The sequence below is a fragment of the Paracoccus gahaiensis genome, from assembly GCF_005048225.1.
In the GTDB taxonomy this organism is placed as follows: domain Bacteria; phylum Pseudomonadota; class Alphaproteobacteria; order Rhodobacterales; family Rhodobacteraceae; genus Paracoccus; species Paracoccus gahaiensis.
On the sequence record NZ_SUNI01000010.1, the window covers coordinates 1 to 15890 of the forward strand.

At 67.8% G+C, this 15890-nt stretch carries 13 protein-coding genes and 1 pseudogene; 13 read left to right on the forward strand and 1 reads right to left on the reverse strand.

The genetic code is table 11. From position 1 onward, the window contains the following. The 11 genes and pseudogenes from FA743_RS11135 to FA743_RS11185 form a co-directional block, all read left to right on the forward strand. Nucleotides 1-132 (forward strand): annotated as a pseudogene (locus tag FA743_RS11135) (IS110 family transposase); the annotation flags it as partial. Nucleotides 133-198: 66 nt separating this feature from the next. Then, nucleotides 199-1662, forward strand: coding sequence for an aldehyde dehydrogenase (locus FA743_RS11140; RefSeq protein ID WP_136886291.1), 1464 nt, complete (start codon nt 199-201; stop codon nt 1660-1662). A gap of 55 nt (nt 1663-1717) precedes the next feature. Beyond that, a complete protein-coding gene (locus FA743_RS11145; protein WP_136886189.1) occupies nt 1718-2728 on the forward strand; it encodes an ABC transporter substrate-binding protein in 1011 nt (336 codons plus the stop codon). 51 nt (nt 2729-2779) lie between these two features. After that, nucleotides 2780-3616, forward strand: a complete 837-nt coding sequence (locus tag FA743_RS11150) for an ABC transporter permease (RefSeq protein WP_136886190.1) — start codon at nt 2780-2782, stop codon at nt 3614-3616. Next, nucleotides 3616-4416: an ABC transporter permease gene (locus tag FA743_RS11155; protein ID WP_136886191.1), complete on the forward strand. Its 801-nt coding sequence runs from the start codon at nt 3616-3618 to the stop codon at nt 4414-4416. Before FA743_RS11150 ends, FA743_RS11155 begins: the two co-directional genes overlap by 1 nt. Continuing rightward, nucleotides 4413-5495: an ABC transporter ATP-binding protein gene (locus FA743_RS11160; RefSeq protein WP_211242245.1), complete on the forward strand. Its 1083-nt coding sequence runs from the start codon at nt 4413-4415 to the stop codon at nt 5493-5495. The genes FA743_RS11155 and FA743_RS11160 overlap by 4 nt, the downstream gene beginning before the upstream one ends. Nucleotides 5496-5643: 148 nt before the next feature. After that, the gene (locus tag FA743_RS11165) at nt 5644-6528 is read left to right on the forward strand and encodes a class II glutamine amidotransferase (protein WP_136886192.1); all 885 of its coding nucleotides are present in this window, start codon (nt 5644-5646) and stop codon (nt 6526-6528) included. Between the two features lies 1 nt (nt 6529). Then, nucleotides 6530-7213, forward strand: coding sequence for a GltB/FmdC/FwdC-like GXGXG domain-containing protein (locus FA743_RS11170; protein ID WP_136886193.1), 684 nt, complete (start codon nt 6530-6532; stop codon nt 7211-7213). A 10-nt stretch (nt 7214-7223) separates the two neighbouring features. Continuing rightward, nucleotides 7224-8564, forward strand: coding sequence for an FMN-binding glutamate synthase family protein (locus FA743_RS11175; RefSeq protein WP_136886194.1), 1341 nt, complete (start codon nt 7224-7226; stop codon nt 8562-8564). A gap of 101 nt (nt 8565-8665) precedes the next feature. Continuing rightward, nucleotides 8666-9970: a type III glutamate--ammonia ligase gene (glnT, locus tag FA743_RS11180; protein ID WP_136886195.1), complete on the forward strand. Its 1305-nt coding sequence runs from the start codon at nt 8666-8668 to the stop codon at nt 9968-9970. A 70-nt stretch (nt 9971-10040) separates the two neighbouring features. Further along, the gene (locus FA743_RS11185) at nt 10041-10748 is read left to right on the forward strand and encodes a FadR/GntR family transcriptional regulator (protein WP_136886196.1); all 708 of its coding nucleotides are present in this window, start codon (nt 10041-10043) and stop codon (nt 10746-10748) included. Here FA743_RS11185 and FA743_RS11190 read toward each other — a convergent pair. Then, nucleotides 10732-11988: an ABC transporter substrate-binding protein gene (locus FA743_RS11190; RefSeq protein WP_169308857.1), complete on the reverse strand. Its 1257-nt coding sequence runs from the start codon at nt 11986-11988 to the stop codon at nt 10732-10734. The two genes, FA743_RS11185 and FA743_RS11190, sit on opposite strands and share 17 nt — an antisense overlap. 169 nt (nt 11989-12157) lie before the next feature. Here FA743_RS11190 and FA743_RS11195 point away from each other — a divergent pair, with 169 nt between their 5' ends. Further along, nucleotides 12158-13498 (forward strand): flavin-containing monooxygenase, encoded by a 1341-nt coding sequence (locus FA743_RS11195; RefSeq protein ID WP_136886198.1) that lies wholly within the window; start codon nt 12158-12160, stop codon nt 13496-13498. A 30-nt stretch (nt 13499-13528) separates the two neighbouring features. Continuing rightward, nucleotides 13529-15874, forward strand: coding sequence for a trimethylamine N-oxide demethylase (locus FA743_RS11200; protein WP_136886199.1), 2346 nt, complete (start codon nt 13529-13531; stop codon nt 15872-15874). The last annotated feature ends 16 nt before the right edge of the window (nt 15875-15890 follow it).

Genomic DNA, 15890 nt, shown 5'->3' on the forward strand with positions numbered 1-15890 from the left:
CCCGTCCGGATCGGCTTTGAGGCCACAGGCAACTATCACCGTGTGCTGATGTATCACCTCGGCGTAGCTGGGTTCGATCTGAAGCTGGTGTCTTCGGTCGCTTTGGCCCGGACGCGGGAGGCGCTGCGGAATGAGCTTCGACCGCAAGCGCGCCTCGCTGGAACGGTTCATCCGCGACGTCATGCCGGCCTTCGCGTGATGGAGCGGTTCCAGCAGTACATCGACGGACAGTTTTCGGACGGGGCGGGCCGCTTCGACAGCCTCGACCCCGCGACCGGGCAGGCATGGGCGTCGATGCCCGATGCGAACGCGGGCGATGTGGACCGCGCCGTGCGTGCCGCCGACCGGGCCTTTCGCGACCCCGCATGGGCCGGGCTGACCGCCACCGCGCGCGGCAGGCTGCTGTTCCGGCTGGCCGATCTGGTGGCGGAGGCCGCGCCCCGGCTGGCCGCGCTGGAGACCCGCGACACCGGCAAGATCATCCGCGAGACCGGCGCCCAGATCGCCTATGTCGCGGACTACTACCGCTATTATGCCGGGCTGGCGGACAAGATCGAGGGCGCGCATCTGCCCATCGACAAGCCCGACATGGAGGTCTGGTTGCGCCGCGAACCCGTGGGCGTGGTCGCGGCCATCGTGCCGTGGAACAGCCAGCTGTTCCTGTCCGCCGTCAAGCTGGGGCCAGCGCTGGCGGCGGGCTGCACCGTGGTGCTGAAAGCCAGCGAGGATGGGCCCGCGCCGCTGCTGAAGTTTGCCCGGCTGGTCGATCGGGCGGGCTTTCCGCCCGGTGTGGTCAATATCCTGACCGGCGGACCTCAGGCCGGCCGCGCGCTGACCAGCCATCCGCTGGTCGCCCATATCGCCTTCACCGGCGGGCCGGACACCGCGCGACATATCCTGCGCGCCTCGGCCGAGAACCTGTCGCGGACCTCGCTGGAACTGGGCGGCAAGTCGCCCTTCGTCGTCTTCGACGACGCCGATCTGGACAGCGCCGCCAATGCCCAGGTGGCGGGGATCTTTGCCGCGACCGGGCAAAGCTGCGTCGCCGGTTCGCGGCTGATCGTGCAGGCAAGCGTGCACGAGGCGCTGCTGGCGCGTCTGGTCGCCAAGGCGAACGCCGCCGCCATCGGCGTCCCCGACCGGATGGAGACTGAGATCGGGCCGCTGTGCACGGCCCGCCAGCGCGACCGGATCGACCGCATCGTGCAGGACAGCATCGCGGCGGGCGCGGTGCTGCGCGCCGGGGGCGTGGTGCCCGAAGGGCCGGGTTTTTTCTATCCGCCCACGATCCTCGACTGCTCTGATGCGCCCGACGCGCCCTGCGTGACGCAGGAACTGTTCGGCCCGGTCCTGTCGGTGCTGTCCTTCGACACCGAGGAACAGGCGCTGCATCTGGCCAACGACACGCCCTTCGGCCTGGCCTCGGGCGTCTTCACCCGCAGCCTGACGCGGGCGCACCGGATGATCCGGGGGCTGCGCGCAGGCGTGGTCTGGGTGAACACCTACCGCGCCGTCTCGCCCATGGCGCCCTTCGGCGGGCACGGGCTGTCAGGCCAGGGCCGCGAAGGCGGGCTGGCCGCCGCGCTGGATTACACGACGGTCAAGACCGTCTGGCTGCGGGTCTCGGACGATCCGATCCCCGATCCCTTCATCATGCGATAACGACCGTGGCCCATCGCAGGCCGCGGCGGCACCCCTCAACAGCGGAGTTCCTATCATGACACTCAAGGCTTTGGCCGCATTGACCCTGATCTCGGCGCTGGCCGTTCCGGCCCATGCGCAGCAGATGGTCTTCACCTCGTGGGGCGGCACCACGCAGGACGCCCAGACCGAACACTGGGCCGCGCCCTTTTCCGAGGCGACCGGCACGACCGTCGTGCAGGACGGCCCCACCGATTACGGAAAGATTCGCGCCATGGTCGAAGCCGGTGCCACGAACTGGGACGTGGTCGATGTCGAATATGACTGGGCCCTGCAGGCGGGCGAAGCCGGCCTGCTGGAACCGCTGGATTTCGACATCATCGACCGCGACGTGCTGGACCCGCGCTTCGTGTCCGATCATGCGGTGGGCTCGTTCTATTATTCCTTCGTGCTGGGCTGGAACCCGGCGCAGTTCCCGGACGCGCAGCCCGCGACGCTGGCCGACCTGTTCGACACCGAGGCCTTCCCCGGCAACCGCACCTTCTACAAATGGTCGGCGCCGGGCGTGATCGAGGCCGCGCTGCTGGCCGATGGCGTGGCCGCCGGGGATCTGTATCCGCTGGATCTGGACCGGGCCTTCGCGAAACTGGACATGATCAAGGGCGACATCATCTGGTGGGAAGGCGGCGCGCAAAGCCAGCAGCTGCTGGCCTCGGGCGAGGCGCCGGTCGGGCTGTTCTGGAACGGCCGCCTGGCCGCGCTGGAGGCCGAGGGCATGCCGGTGGGCATCAGCTGGGACCAGAACATCACCGCAGCCGACGCGCTGGTCGTGCCCAAGGGCGCCCCCAACCGCGACGCCGCGATGGCCTTCATCGCCGCCGCGACAGGTGCACAGCCGCAGGCCGATTTTGCCGCAGCCACCGGCTATGCGCCGATCAACACCGGCTCGGCCGATCTGATGGAGGCGGACCTGCGCGCCACCCTGCCCGACGCGCAGACGGCGGTTCAGGTGAATGCCGACATGGCCTATTGGGCCGCCAACCGCGATGAGATCGGCAACCGCTGGTATGCCTGGCAGGCCGAGTGACCCTGACCGGGGCGCGTGCCCGCGCCCCGGTCCTGGCGAAAAGGTGATCCGATGCTGTCCTTCCTGATGCCCGCCCGTCGCGGGTCGGGCCTGGGCATGGCGCTGCCCGCGCTGGTGCTGCTCTTGGCCTTCTTCGTCGTGCCGGTCACGCTGCTGCTGACCCGCTCGGTCACCGAGCCGCAGCCGGGGTTGCAGAATTACGAGACACTTTTGGGATCGGCCACCTATCTGCGGGTCTTCGGGAACACCTTTCTGGTGTCGGGCACGGTGACGCTGGTCACCGCGCTGATCGCGTTCCCGGTGGCCTGGCTGCTGGCCATCACCACGCCGCGTCTGGCGGGCATCCTCTTCGGCATCATCCTGCTGTCGATGTGGACCAACCTTCTGGCGCGCACCTATGCCTGGATGGTGCTGCTGCAGCAGACGGGCCTGATCAACCGGATGCTGATGGCGGTGGGCGTGATCGACCAGCCGCTGCAGCTGACCAACAACCTGATCGGCGTGACCATCGGCATGGTCTATATCATGCTGCCCTTCATGATCCTGCCGCTGTACGGGGTCATCCGCAAGATCGACCCCGCCATCCTGCAGGCGGCGGCCCTGTGCGGCGCCAGCAAGGGGCAGGCGCTGCGCCGGGTGCTGCTGCCACTGGCCGCGCCCGGCATCGCCTCGGGCGCGCTGATGGTCTTCGTCATGTCGCTTGGCTATTTCGTGACGCCCGCGCTGCTGGGCGGCACCTCGAACATGATGCTGGCCGAGCTGATCGTCCAGCAGGTCCAGAGCCTCGTGAACTGGGGCATGGGGGCGGCGGCCGCCTTCATCCTGCTGGTGGTGACGCTGATCCTGTATGCGCTGCAGCTGCGCCTGTTCGCGGGAAGGGGCGTCTGATGCTGATGAACTTCGACAAGCTGGGGACGTGGCGGTGGGTGCTGGCGGGCATTGCGGTCCTGATGGCTCTGTTCCTGCTGCTGCCGATCGTGTTCATCGTGGCGCTGTCCTTCGGCGACAGCCGCTGGCTGATCTTTCCGCCGCCCGGCTGGACGATGCGCTGGTATCACGAGCTGTTCGCCGATCCGCGCTGGCTGCAATCGGCCTGGACCTCGGCGCGGATCGCGGTCGTGGTCATGGTGCTGTCGGTGATCCTGGGGCTGCTGGCCTCATTCGCGCTGGTGCGCGGACAGTTCCGGGGGCGCGCGGTGCTGCGGGCCTTCTTCCTGACGCCGATGATCCTGCCCGTCGTCATCATCGCCGTCGCGCTCTATGCGTTCTTCCTGCGCATCGGGCTGAACGGCACCTTCACGGGCTTCGTCGCAGCCCACCTGATCGTCGCCCTGCCCTTTTCCATCATCGCCATCACCGGCGCGCTGAAGACCTTCGACCCCGCGATCGAGGATGCCGCCATCCTCTGCGGCGCCCATCCGTGGGAGGCGCGGGCCCGCGTCACCCTGCCTGCGATCAGCCACGGCGTGTTCTCGGCCGCGATCTTTTCGTTCCTGATCTCGTGGGACGAGGTCGTGCTGGCGATCTTCATGGCCTCGCCCACCCTGCAGACGCTGCCGGTGCGCGTCTGGACCACGCTGCGGCAGGACTTGACACCGGTGATCGCCGCCGCCTCGACCCTTCTCGTGTTGCTGACCGTGGTCCTGATGATCGTGGCTGCCCTGATCCGCAAAGGCAAATCCAGATGAGCTATCTGCATATCAACGGCATCCGCAAGGTGTTCGGCGATGTCGTCGCCACCGATCATGTCGAGCTTGAGATCGCGCAGGGCGAGTTCATGACATTTCTCGGCCCATCCGGGTCGGGCAAGTCGACGACGCTGTACATCGTGGCCGGGTTTCAGGACCCGACGGCGGGCGACATCCGGCTGCGCGGCCAGTCGATCCTGAACATCCCCTCGCACAAGCGCAACATCGGCATGGTGTTCCAGCGCTATACCCTGTTCCCGCATCTGAGCGTGGCCGAGAACGTGGCCTTTCCGCTGCGCGTGCGCCGCATGAACCGCGCGGAGATCGACGACAAGGTGCGGCGCGCGCTGGCTCTGGTGCGGCTGGACGGGCTGGGCGAGCGGATGCCGGCCAAGATGTCGGGCGGCCAGCAGCAGCGCGTCGCCCTGGCCCGCGCGCTGGTCTATGACCCGCCGGTCCTGCTGATGGACGAGCCGCTGTCGGCGCTGGACAAGAAGCTGCGCGAGGAGATCCAGCACGAGATCCGCCGCATCCATCAGGAAACCGGGGTCACCATCCTCTATGTCACCCATGATCAGGAAGAGGCCCTGCGCCTGTCCGACCGCATTGCCGTCTTCAATCAGGGCAAGATCGAGCAGGTCGGCACCGGCCCGCAACTGTATGCCAGCCCCGCCACGCGTTTCGTCGCCGATTTCGTGGGCGACAGCGCCTTTCTCAGCGGGCAGGTGCAGGACATGACCGGCACGGGGGCCACGCTGCGCTTTGCCGATGGCACGATGCTGAGGGACCTGCCCCTGCACGGTGCGGGGCGCCCGGGCGGGGCCGCCGACCTAATGCTGCGCCCCGAACGGATCGATCTGACGCCGGGGCGGGGGCGCGAGGGCGCGTCGCTGCCCGTCACGGTCGAGGACGTGACCTTCCTCGGCAACAGCAGCACCATCAGCGCTCGCACCCCTTGGGGCGAGGTGCTGGCCGTGCGTCTGACCTTCGGCCATCCCCTGCTGGGACAGGTGCGGCGCGGCGACCGGCTGACCGTGCAATGGCAGGCGCAGGACGCCCATGCCTTCGCGCGCGACTGACGGATCCCGTCGCGCGGGAGGTCTGCCCAGAAGTCAGGCAAAACCGTCGTTCAGTACGAAAAAGCCGATGCTCGAATAATTTATTCATAGGAAATAAGTATTCGTAAGGATAAATTCGACAGGACACCACCGATGTAAGGATAGAGCCATGTGCGGCATCGTCGGCCTGTTTCTGAAGAACGACTCAATGCGTCCCCGTTTGGGCGAGATGCTGACGGACATGCTGATCACCATGACCGATCGCGGCCCCGACAGCGCGGGCATCGCCATCTATGGCGAAGGCGACCAGCTGAAGATCACCGTGCAATCCGACAGCCCGCAGACCGGCTTTGCAGGTCTGGATGCGGATCTGGCTGCGGCGCTGGACGGCCCGGTCACGATGCGGGTGATCGACACCCATGCCGTGCTGACCCTGCCCGACGGGACCGAGGCGCAGGCCCGCGCCTTTCTGCTGGACCGGGGCCTGCGGGTCATGGGCACGGGACATTCCATGGAGATCTTCAAGGAGGTCGGCCTGCCCCGCGATGTCGCCCGCCGCTTTGGCCTGCGCGCCATGTCGGGCAGCCACGGGATCGGGCACACCCGCATGGCCACCGAAAGTGCGGTGACCACGCTTGGCGCGCATCCCTTCTCGACCGGGACCGACCAGTGCCTCGTCCATAACGGCTCGCTGTCCAACCACAACCGGATGCGGCGGGTGCTGGCCGACAAGGGCTTTGCCCCCCTGACCGCCAACGATACCGAGGTGGCGGCCTGCTATCTGTCGTCCCGCCTGGCCGAGGGCGCCGATCTGGGCCAGGCGCTGGAGGGCACGCTGCAGGATCTGGACGGGTTCTTCACCTTCGTCGTGGGCACCCGCACCGGCTTTGGCGTGGTCCGCGACCCCATTGCCTGCAAGCCCGCCACCATGGCCGAAACCGACGATTACGTGGCCTTCGGGTCTGAATACCGGGCACTGGCCGATCTGCCCGGCATCGAGGCCGCCCGCGTGTGGGAGCCCGAACCCGCCACCGTCTATTTCTGGGAGCGTTAGGATGCAGACCATCGACCTTGCCACCACCCCGCTGCGCGAGCTGAACACCGCCCTGCAGGCGCAGGCGGCGCAGACGAACCAGACCGAATGGCAGATCCTGAACCCCAAGGGCGCCCATGCCATCGCCGTGGGTCTGGACGCGCCCATCGAGGTCACCGTCAGGGGCCATACCGGATACTATTGCGGGGGCATGAACAAGCAGGCGACGATCCGCGTCGCGGGATCGGCCGGACCAGGCGTGGCCGAGAACATGATGTCGGGCACCGTCGTGATCGAGGGCGATGCCAGCCAATATGCGGGCGCCACCGGCAATGGCGGGCTGCTGGTCATCAAGGGCAATGCCAGTTCGCGCTGCGGCATCTCGATGAAGGGCATCGACATCGTGGTGCATGGCAATATCGGCCACATGTCCGCCTTCATGGCGCAGTCGGGCAACCTGGTCGTGCTGGGCGATGCGGGCGACGCGCTTGGCGACAGTCTGTACGAGGCGCGGCTGTTCGTGCGCGGCACGGTCAAGTCGCTCGGCTCGGACTGCGTCGAGAAGGAGATGCGCCCCGAACATCTGGACCTGCTGCGCGACCTGCTGGACCGCGCCGGCGCCGATGCCCGCCCCGAGGAGTTCCGCCGCTATGGCTCGGCGCGCAAGCTGTATCATTTCAACGTCGATCACGCCGCCGCGTATTGAGGAGAGACCGATGGACCGACCCACCCCCCCCTCGACCGCGCAGACGCTGCCCCGCAACAGCCACACCTGGAGCCCCGAGACAAACGCCGAGATCCGCCGCGCCGCCGAGACGGGCATCTACGACATCCGCGGGGGCGGCGCCAAGCGCAAGCTGCCGCATTTCGACGACCTGCTGTTCCTGGGCGCCTCGATGAGCCGCTATCCGCTGGAGGGCTATCGCGAGACCTGCGACACCTCGGTCCTGCTGGGCACGCGCTTCGCGAAGAAACCGATCCGGCTGAAGATCCCGGTGACCATCGCGGGCATGTCCTTCGGCGCGCTGTCCGGCCCCGCCAAGGAGGCCTTGGGACGCGGCGCGACGCTGGCGGGGACCTCGACCACCACCGGCGACGGCGGCATGACCGACGAGGAGCGCGGCCATTCCGACCAGCTGGTCTATCAGTACCTGCCAAGCCGTTACGGCATGAACCCCGACGACCTGCGCCGCGCGGATGCGATCGAGATCGTGGTGGGTCAGGGCGCCAAGCCCGGCGGCGGCGGCATGCTGCTGGGCCAGAAGATCACCGAACGCGTGGCCCGCATGCGCAACCTGCCGCAGGGGATCGACCAGCGCTCCGCCTGCCGCCATCCCGACTGGACCGGTCCCGACGATCTGGAGATCAAGATCCTGGAACTGCGCGAGATCACCGGGTGGGAAAAGCCCATCTACATCAAGATCGGCGGCGCGCGGCCCTATTACGACACCGCGCTGGCGGTCAAGGCGGGCGCGGATGTGGTCGTGCTGGACGGGATGCAGGGCGGCACGGCGGCCACGCAGGACGTGTTCATCGAGAATGTCGGGCAGCCGACGCTGGCCTGCATCCGCCCCGCCGTGCAGGCGCTGCAGGATCTGGGCATGCACCGCAAGGTCCAGCTGGTCGTCTCGGGCGGCATCCGGAACGGCGCCGACGTGGCCAAGGCGCTGGCGCTCGGCGCCGATGCGGTGGCCATCGGCACCGCCGCGCTGATCGCCCTGGGCGAGAACGACCCGAAATGGGGCGCGGAATACGCGGCGATGGGCACCACGGCGGACGCCTATGACGACTGGCACGAGGGGCGCGATCCGGCGGGCATCACCACGCAGGACCCCGTCTTGATGGCGCGGTTCGATCCCCTCGAGGGCGCCCGGCGGCTGCGCAACTATCTGGCCGTGCTGACACTGGAATGCCAGACCATTGCACGGGCCTGCGGCAAGAGCCACGTCCACAACCTGGAGCCCGAGGATCTGTGCGCGCTGACCATCGAGGCCGCCGCCATGGCGGGCGTGCCGCTGGCGGGCACCGACTGGATCCCGGGCCGCACCGGTCTGTGACTTCGGGCCCGTGATCGCGGGCCTGCGACCGACCAGCGCCAGACGGGCGGGGCACCGTATCCCGCCCCGGCCCCTTTCCTCATCAACAGGGACATATCGCCATGACCGATCTGGCAGCCTTTGCCGCCGACAGGGGCATCAAGTACTTCATGATCTCCTATACCGACCTCTTCGGCGCGCAGCGCGCCAAGCTGGTGCCCGCGCAGGCCATTGCCGACATGCAGCGGGACGGCGCGGGCTTCGCGGGCTTTGCCACCTGGCTGGACCTGACGCCCGCCCATCCCGACATGATGGCCCTGCCCGATGCGGCCTCGGTCTTTCAGCTGCCGTGGAAGCGCGACGTGGCCTGGGTCGCCTCGAACTGCGTGATGGCGGGGGGCGGGCCGCTGGATCAGGCGCCGCGCAACGTGCTGAACCGGCTGGTGGCCGAGGCCGCCGATCTGGGCCTGACCGTCAAGACCGGGGTCGAGCCGGAATTCTTCCTGCTGACGCCAGAAGGCACGCAGATCTCGGACCCGGCCGACACGGCGGTCAAGCCCTGCTATGACCAGCAGGCCGTCATGCGCCGCTATGACGTGATCGCCGAGATCTGCGACGCCATGCTGGAGCTGGGTTGGCAGCCCTATCAGAACGACCACGAGGATGCGAACGGCCAGTTCGAGATGAACTGGATGTACGACAACGCGCTGGCCACCGCCGACAAGCACAGCTTCTTCAAGTTCATGACCCGGTCCATCGCGGAAAAGCACGGGCTGCGCGCGACCTTCATGCCCAAGCCGATCATGGGGCTGACGGGGAACGGCTGCCACGCGCATATCTCGGTCTGGACCGATGACGGGCGGAATGCCTTCGCCGATGACAGCAAGGATCTGTCGCTGTCCGACCCGGGGCGGCACTTCCTGGGCGGCATCATGAAACATGCCTCGGCCTTGGCGGCGATCACCAATCCCACGGTCAACAGCTACAAGCGGATCAACGCGCCGCGTACGGTGTCGGGGGCGACATGGGCGCCCAATTCGGTGACATGGACCGGCAACAACCGCACCCATATGGTGCGCGTCCCCGGCCCGGGCCGGTTCGAGCTGCGCCTGCCGGACGGAGCCGTGAACCCCTATCTGCTGCAGGCGGTGATCATCGCGGCCGGCCTGTCGGGGCTGAAGTCCAAGGCCGATCCCGGCAAGCGGTGGGATATCGACATGTATGCCGAGGGCCACACCGTCACCGGCGCGCCCAAGCTGCCGCTGAACCTTCTGGATGCATTGCGGGCTTATGATGCGGATGGCGAGTTGAAGGCGGCGATGGGCTCCGAATTCTCGGCGGCCTATATCAAGATGAAGACCCAGGAATGGAACGCCTACACCGCCCATTTGACGCAATGGGAACGCGACACCACGCTGGACATCTGAGGCGCAGAACCGGTCCAATTGGTTCCCTTTCGCTCTGGCAGCGGGGCGCAGCCGGCGCTAGTCTGGCGGCATGCACGATCCGGTATCCAACCTGCCCGCGGCGGCGGGTTCCCATGTTCCCGCGACCGGCCCGACGGTCCGCCGGGTGGTGGAGCAACTGGTCGCGCACATCCGGCAGGGGGATCTTGCCCCGGGCAGCCGTCTGCCGGCCGAGCGGCTGCTGGCGCGCGATCTGGGCGTCGCCCGCAACACCCTGCGCGAGGCGTTGGATCAGTTGGAACGGCAGGGGCTGATCGACCGCCGCCTTGGCGCGGGCACCTTCGTCACCGGCGCGCCGGAACCCGGCCTGGCCCGCCGGACCGGCCCCCTGCACCTGCATGTCATGCGCGGCATCCTGGAACCCGAGATCGCCCGTCTGGCCATCATGCACATGCCGCAGGCGGGGCTGGACCAATTGGCCGCGCAGCTGGACCTGATGTCGGACCGCGCCAGCCCGGCCGATTTCGCGCAGGCCGAACAGGATTTCCTGTCGATCCTGGCCGAGTCCAGCGCCAACCCGTTGCTGCTGGCCTGCTATCGGCTGGTCCTGCAGGCGCGGCGCGAGGCTGCAAGCGGTGTCATGCTGGACCGCCACCTGACGTCCGAGCGGCGCGACCGGATCCGTGCGGGCCATGGCGCGCTGCTGCAGGCCATCGAGCTTCGCGACATGGCCGAGGCGCAGGCGGTGGTCCAGCAGATGCTGCTGGACGAACAGGCCCTGTTCACCCAGGGCGACTGACGGCGCGCTGCTGCCAGCGTAGCCCCAGATCCTGCAAGTGGTCCAGCAGCAGGCCCTCGTGCCGCGACAACCAGTCCAGCACTGATCCGAACGCCTGGATCCGCGCCCGCCCGTCCTGGATGCGCACCACTGGCCAGTCGCCGATCAGCGCGTTGTCGATGCCGAACAGCGCCTCGCCCTGCCAGCGGGCGGGGCCAAAGGCGTTCATCATCCGCCCGCCCCGCTTCATGGCATCCAGCACCCGGTCGGCCCGGGCCGAGCCCGCGATCTCGACCGCGCTCTGCCACTGGTCCAGGATCGCGGCATATTCCCAGCTGACCGCCGACCAGTGCCCCGGATAGCGGGCTTGAAAGCTGGCATGGAACCCCGAGGGCTGGCGAAAGAAGAACGCCCGCCCGACCAGCGCCGGATCGTCGAAATCGGGAAAGTGAAAGATGAAATCCTGCATGAAGTCGACCGAGGTCCGTTCCACGAGGCGCGGATAGTAATCGCCGGTACAGGACAGGATCGGGCCGCGGAAGCCCGCGTGAAACGCGGCCTCGGTCAGGGCATGGACCATCTGCGGCTCGGACGAGCACCAGCACAGGATCTGCGGACCCTCCTGCAGCATCGCGGCCAGGATCGCCGCGGGATCGGCGCCCTGCGGCGAATAGCGCACCTCGCGCACCCGCGTGATCCCGGCGGCATCGAAGGCCGCGCGATAGGTCGCCAGCGAGGGCAGGCCCATCAGATCCTCCTGACTGCACAGGGACACGCGGCGCAGATCGGGCCGCCGCGCCGCCAGCCACGCGACCGAGGTGACGACGAACAGCGGATGGATCTCGGCCGGGGCGATCAGACTGGGGGTCGCGGGCGACAGATCGAAGGGCAGCAGGGTGGACACCAGCGCGCCCCGATCCATCAGCCATGGCAGCGCCGGGGCCAGACTGTCGCCGCCAAGCGACAGGATGATCCGCGCGCCCTGCGCCACCATCGTCCGCGCCCCCTGCCGCGTCGCCTCGAGACCCCTTGCCGTGTCGCAGTCGAGGATCCGCACGGGATGGCGTGCCGCCCCGATGGTCAGGCCACCCTGCCCGTTCAGCCAGTCGGCCCATAACCGGCATCCTTCCAGCCCCGGCAGGCCCCACGGGGCCAGCGGCCCGGTCAGCGGGGCCAGAAATCCGATTCGCACCGCGGGCGGGCCGGGGCGCAGAGTGCGCGGCAGGGCCCCGCCCAAGGCAAGACGCTGCGCCAGCGACATCTGCACTCCGTGAGTGGGTTTGAGGCATCCTGACCCATCAACGACCAAATTCAAGGCAATTTTCTTGACGCGCAAGAAATAAACTTGACCGGCAGTCACAGGCGGCGCCAATTGGTTCAAGCCAATCATGCCAAAATTACTGTTTCGGTTCATGCCAATGGAGCACAGAATGACACAGAGAGTCGCCGTCATCGGTGCGGGGCCATCGGGACTGGCCCAGCTGCGGGCCTTTCAGTCCGCCGGCGAGGCGACCCCGATCCCCGAGGTGGTCTGTTTCGAGAAGCAGACGAACTGGGGCGGGCTGTGGAATTACAGCTGGCGCACCGGCACCGATGAATATGGCGAACCGGTCCACGGCTCGATGTATCGCTATCTGTGGACCAACGGCCCGAAGGAGGGGCTGGAATTCGCCGACTATTCCTTCGAGGAGCATTTCGGCAAGCAGATCGCGTCCTATCCGCCGCGTGCGGTGATGTTCGACTATATCGAGGGGCGGGTGAAGAAGGCGGGCATCCGCGACTGGATCCGGTTCTCGACCGTGGTGCGTTCCGTCACCCATGATCCGGCGACCGACCAGTTCACCGTCACCGTGCACGACCTGCAGGCCGACCGCGTCTATTCCGAGGTCTTCGATTGGGTCGTCGTGGCCTCGGGTCATTTCTCGACGCCCAACGCGCCGGAGTTTCCGGGCTTCGACCGCTTTGCCGGGCGGATCGTGCATGCCCATGATTTCCGCGACGCCTGCGAGTTCACCGGCAAGGACGTGCTGATCGTCGGCACCTCCTATTCTGCCGAGGATATCGGCTCGCAATGCTGGAAATACGGCTGCAAATCGGTCACGGTCAGCTATCGCACCGCGCCGATGGGCTTTGCCTGGCCCGACAACTGGGCCGAGGTGCCGCTGCTGACCCATGTCGATGGCCGGACCGCGCATTTCCGCGACGGCACCTCGCGCGATGTGGACGCGATCATCCTGTGCACCGGCTACAGGCATTATTTCCCGTTCCTGCCCGACGGGTTGCGGCTCAAGACCGCGAACCGCCTGGCGGCGGCGGATCTCTACAAGGGGGTGGTCTATGTCCACAACCCGCGGCTGATCTATCTGGGCATGCAGGACCAGTGGTTCACCTTCAACATGTTCGACGCCCAGGCCTGGTATGCCCGCGACATCATCCTGGGGCGGATCGCGGTGCCCGCCGACACGCAGGCGCTGTTGGCCGACGTGGCCGAACGCGAGGCCCGCGAGGACGCCGGCAACGACACGAAATATGCGATCAAATATCAGGGCGACTACGTCAAGGAGCTGATCGCCGAGACCGATTACCCCAGCTTCGACGTCGATGGCGCCTGCGCGGCCTTCTATGAATGGAAGCATCACAAGGCGCACGACATCATGGGCTTCCGCGACCAGTCCTATCGTTCGGTCATGACCGGAACGATGGCACCTGCGCATCACACGCCCTGGCGCGAGGCGCTGGACGACAGCATGGAGACCTATCTGCGCAACTGACCCCCCAAGGCCTGCCCGAAGGTGCCCGCCATGACCCCGACCCTGCCCCGCCTGTTCCGACCCGGCCCGCCCGTCTCGTCGCGCCCCCCGCGCGCGGTCGCGGAACGGCATGGCGTGCCGGGCGGCGGGGCGGTGATGCTGCGCCTTTCGGCGGGCGACCGGATCACGCTGCTGAATGACGAGGGCGGGCAGAGGGCCGAACTGGCCACCGCAACGCCGGACGGGCGCCCCGCCGACCTGCTGGACCGGGCCGCGGACCGCCCCGCGCTCGGGCTGCAGGCGGCGCTGTCCTCGGGCGAGGCCAGCCTGCGCCGTCTGGCGGCGGGCATCGCCCGGCGCGGCATCGACCCCGGAGCCCTGCGCGCGGTGACGCTGTTCGGCGCAGCCAGCCCGGCGGGCGACCGCGCCGACCTGACCGCGACCGCGCCGGGCTGGCTGATCGTCTGCGCCCCCGCCGCCCCCATGACGCCCGAGGGGCACGACACCGCCTCGCCCCTCACAGTGCACATCCTGCGCGCCGATCCGGCCCATGCGCTGCGCCATGATCTGCCCGATCCGCTGGCCGATCCGGTGCTGGACCTGCGCGTCGCCTCGGCCACGGCCCAGGCCTATCTGATCCGCGCGGGGGAATATCTGCAGGTGATCGACGTGGACGGGCGCCAATGCACTGATTTCCAATGCTTCGACGCGCGCAAGCTGGACCGGGGCCTGCAGCACCCGCTGGACGTGACCACGACCCGCACGATCCTGGGCCACAGCTATGCCAGCCCCGGCCTGCATGCGAAATATTACGATCAGGACATGGTGCCGCTGGTCGAGGTCGTCCAAGACAGCTGCGGGCGCCACGATGCCTTCGCCCTGGCCTGTTCGGCCAAGTATTACGACGATATCGGCTATCCGGGCCATGCGAACTGTTCGGACAATTTCAACGCCGCGCTGGCCCCGCACGGGGTCGATCCACGCAAGGGCTGGATGGCGGCGAATTTCTTCTTCAACACCGCGATCGACCATGCGGGCGTCCTGATCGCGGACGAGCCGTGGTCGCGGCCCGGCGATTACGTCCTGATGCGGGCGCTGACCGATATCGTCTGCGTGTCCTCGGCCTGCCCCGACGATACCAGCCCCGCGAATGGCTGGGCGCCAAGCGACATCCACATCCGCAGCTATGCCGCGACCCAGAGTTTTCAGCGCGCCTCTGCCTGGCGCCCGATGCCGGACAGCCCCCCGATCATGACCCGACAGACCGCCTTTCACGACGATTTCGCCGCGCTGACCCGGGATTTTGTGGACTACAAGGGGTTCTGGCTGCCCGCCACCTTCCCCAACTCCTCGCCCGAAGAGGAATACCGCGCCTGCCGCACGGGCGTCGCCTTCATGGACCTCTCGGCCCTGCGCAAGTTCGAGGTGACCGGCCCCGATGCCGAGGCCTTGCTGCAATGGGTGCTGACCCGCGATGTCGGAAGGCTGGGCACGGGGCAGGTGGTCTATTCCGCGATGTGTCATCCCCATGGCGGCATGATCGACGACGGCACGCTGTTCCGCATGGGGCCCGACCGGTTCCGCTGGATCGGCGGCAGCGATTTCGGCGGCGAATGGCTGCGCCAGCAGGCGGCCGAGCTGGGACTGCAGGCGATGGTGCGCGGCTCGACCGATCAGCTGCACAATCTGGCGATCCAAGGACCCAAAAGCCGCGACCTGATGGCCGGGCTGGTCTGGACGGCGCCGCAACAGACCGCGATCCCTGAACTGGGCTGGTTCCGCTGGACCCCAGGCCGGATCGGCGGGCCCGACGGCGTGCCGGTCGTCGTCTCGCGCACCGGCTATACGGGCGAGCTGGGATACGAGCTGTTCTGCCATCCCCGCGACGGACGGGCGGTCTTTGCCGCCCTGACCGAGGCCGGGCGCGATTTCGGGCTGGTGCCGATGGGGCTTGCCGCGCTGGACCTGTTGCGGATCGAGGCGGGGCTGATCTTTGCCGATCACGAATTCACCGACCAGACCGATCCGTTCGAGGCCGGCATCGGCTTCACCGTGCCGCTGAAGACCAAGCCTGACGATTTCATGGGCCGCGAGGCGCTGATCCGCCGCAAGGCCCATCCGCGCATCAAGCTGACGGGTCTGGTCATCGACAGCCGCATCCCGGCGGTGCACGGCGACCCCCTGTATCTGGGCCGCGCCCGGGTGGGGCAGATCACATCCGCGATGTGGTCGCCCCTGCTCGGCCAGCAGATCGCGCTGGCGCAGGTCGACGTGACCCATTCCGACCCCGACACGCGGCTGGAGGTGGGGCAGCTGGACGGCCTTCAGCGCCGCCTGCCCGCCCGCGTCACTGCCTTTCCGCATTACGACCCCACCAAGGAACGCGCCCGCGCGTGACCCCGCCCCCCTGATG

Excerpts from the sequence above, each read along its gene's own strand:
- FA743_RS11140 (WP_136886291.1), top strand. The coding sequence starts at position 199 with ATGGAGCGGTTCCAGCAGTACATCGACGGACAGTTTTCGGACGGGGCG.
- FA743_RS11145 (WP_136886189.1), top strand. The coding sequence starts at position 1,718 with ATGACACTCAAGGCTTTGGCCGCATTGACCCTGATCTCGGCGCTGGCC.
- FA743_RS11150 (WP_136886190.1), top strand. The coding sequence starts at position 2,780 with ATGCTGTCCTTCCTGATGCCCGCCCGTCGCGGGTCGGGCCTGGGCATG.
- FA743_RS11155 (WP_136886191.1), top strand. The coding sequence starts at position 3,616 with ATGCTGATGAACTTCGACAAGCTGGGGACGTGGCGGTGGGTGCTGGCG.
- FA743_RS11160 (WP_211242245.1), top strand. The coding sequence starts at position 4,413 with ATGAGCTATCTGCATATCAACGGCATCCGCAAGGTGTTCGGCGATGTC.
- FA743_RS11165 (WP_136886192.1), top strand. The coding sequence starts at position 5,644 with ATGTGCGGCATCGTCGGCCTGTTTCTGAAGAACGACTCAATGCGTCCC.
- FA743_RS11170 (WP_136886193.1), top strand. The coding sequence starts at position 6,530 with ATGCAGACCATCGACCTTGCCACCACCCCGCTGCGCGAGCTGAACACC.
- FA743_RS11175 (WP_136886194.1), top strand. The coding sequence starts at position 7,224 with ATGGACCGACCCACCCCCCCCTCGACCGCGCAGACGCTGCCCCGCAAC.
- glnT (WP_136886195.1), top strand. The coding sequence starts at position 8,666 with ATGACCGATCTGGCAGCCTTTGCCGCCGACAGGGGCATCAAGTACTTC.
- FA743_RS11185 (WP_136886196.1), top strand. The coding sequence starts at position 10,041 with ATGCACGATCCGGTATCCAACCTGCCCGCGGCGGCGGGTTCCCATGTT.
- FA743_RS11190 (WP_169308857.1), bottom strand. The coding sequence starts at position 11,988 with ATGTCGCTGGCGCAGCGTCTTGCCTTGGGCGGGGCCCTGCCGCGCACT.
- FA743_RS11195 (WP_136886198.1), top strand. The coding sequence starts at position 12,158 with ATGACACAGAGAGTCGCCGTCATCGGTGCGGGGCCATCGGGACTGGCC.
- FA743_RS11200 (WP_136886199.1), top strand. The coding sequence starts at position 13,529 with ATGACCCCGACCCTGCCCCGCCTGTTCCGACCCGGCCCGCCCGTCTCG.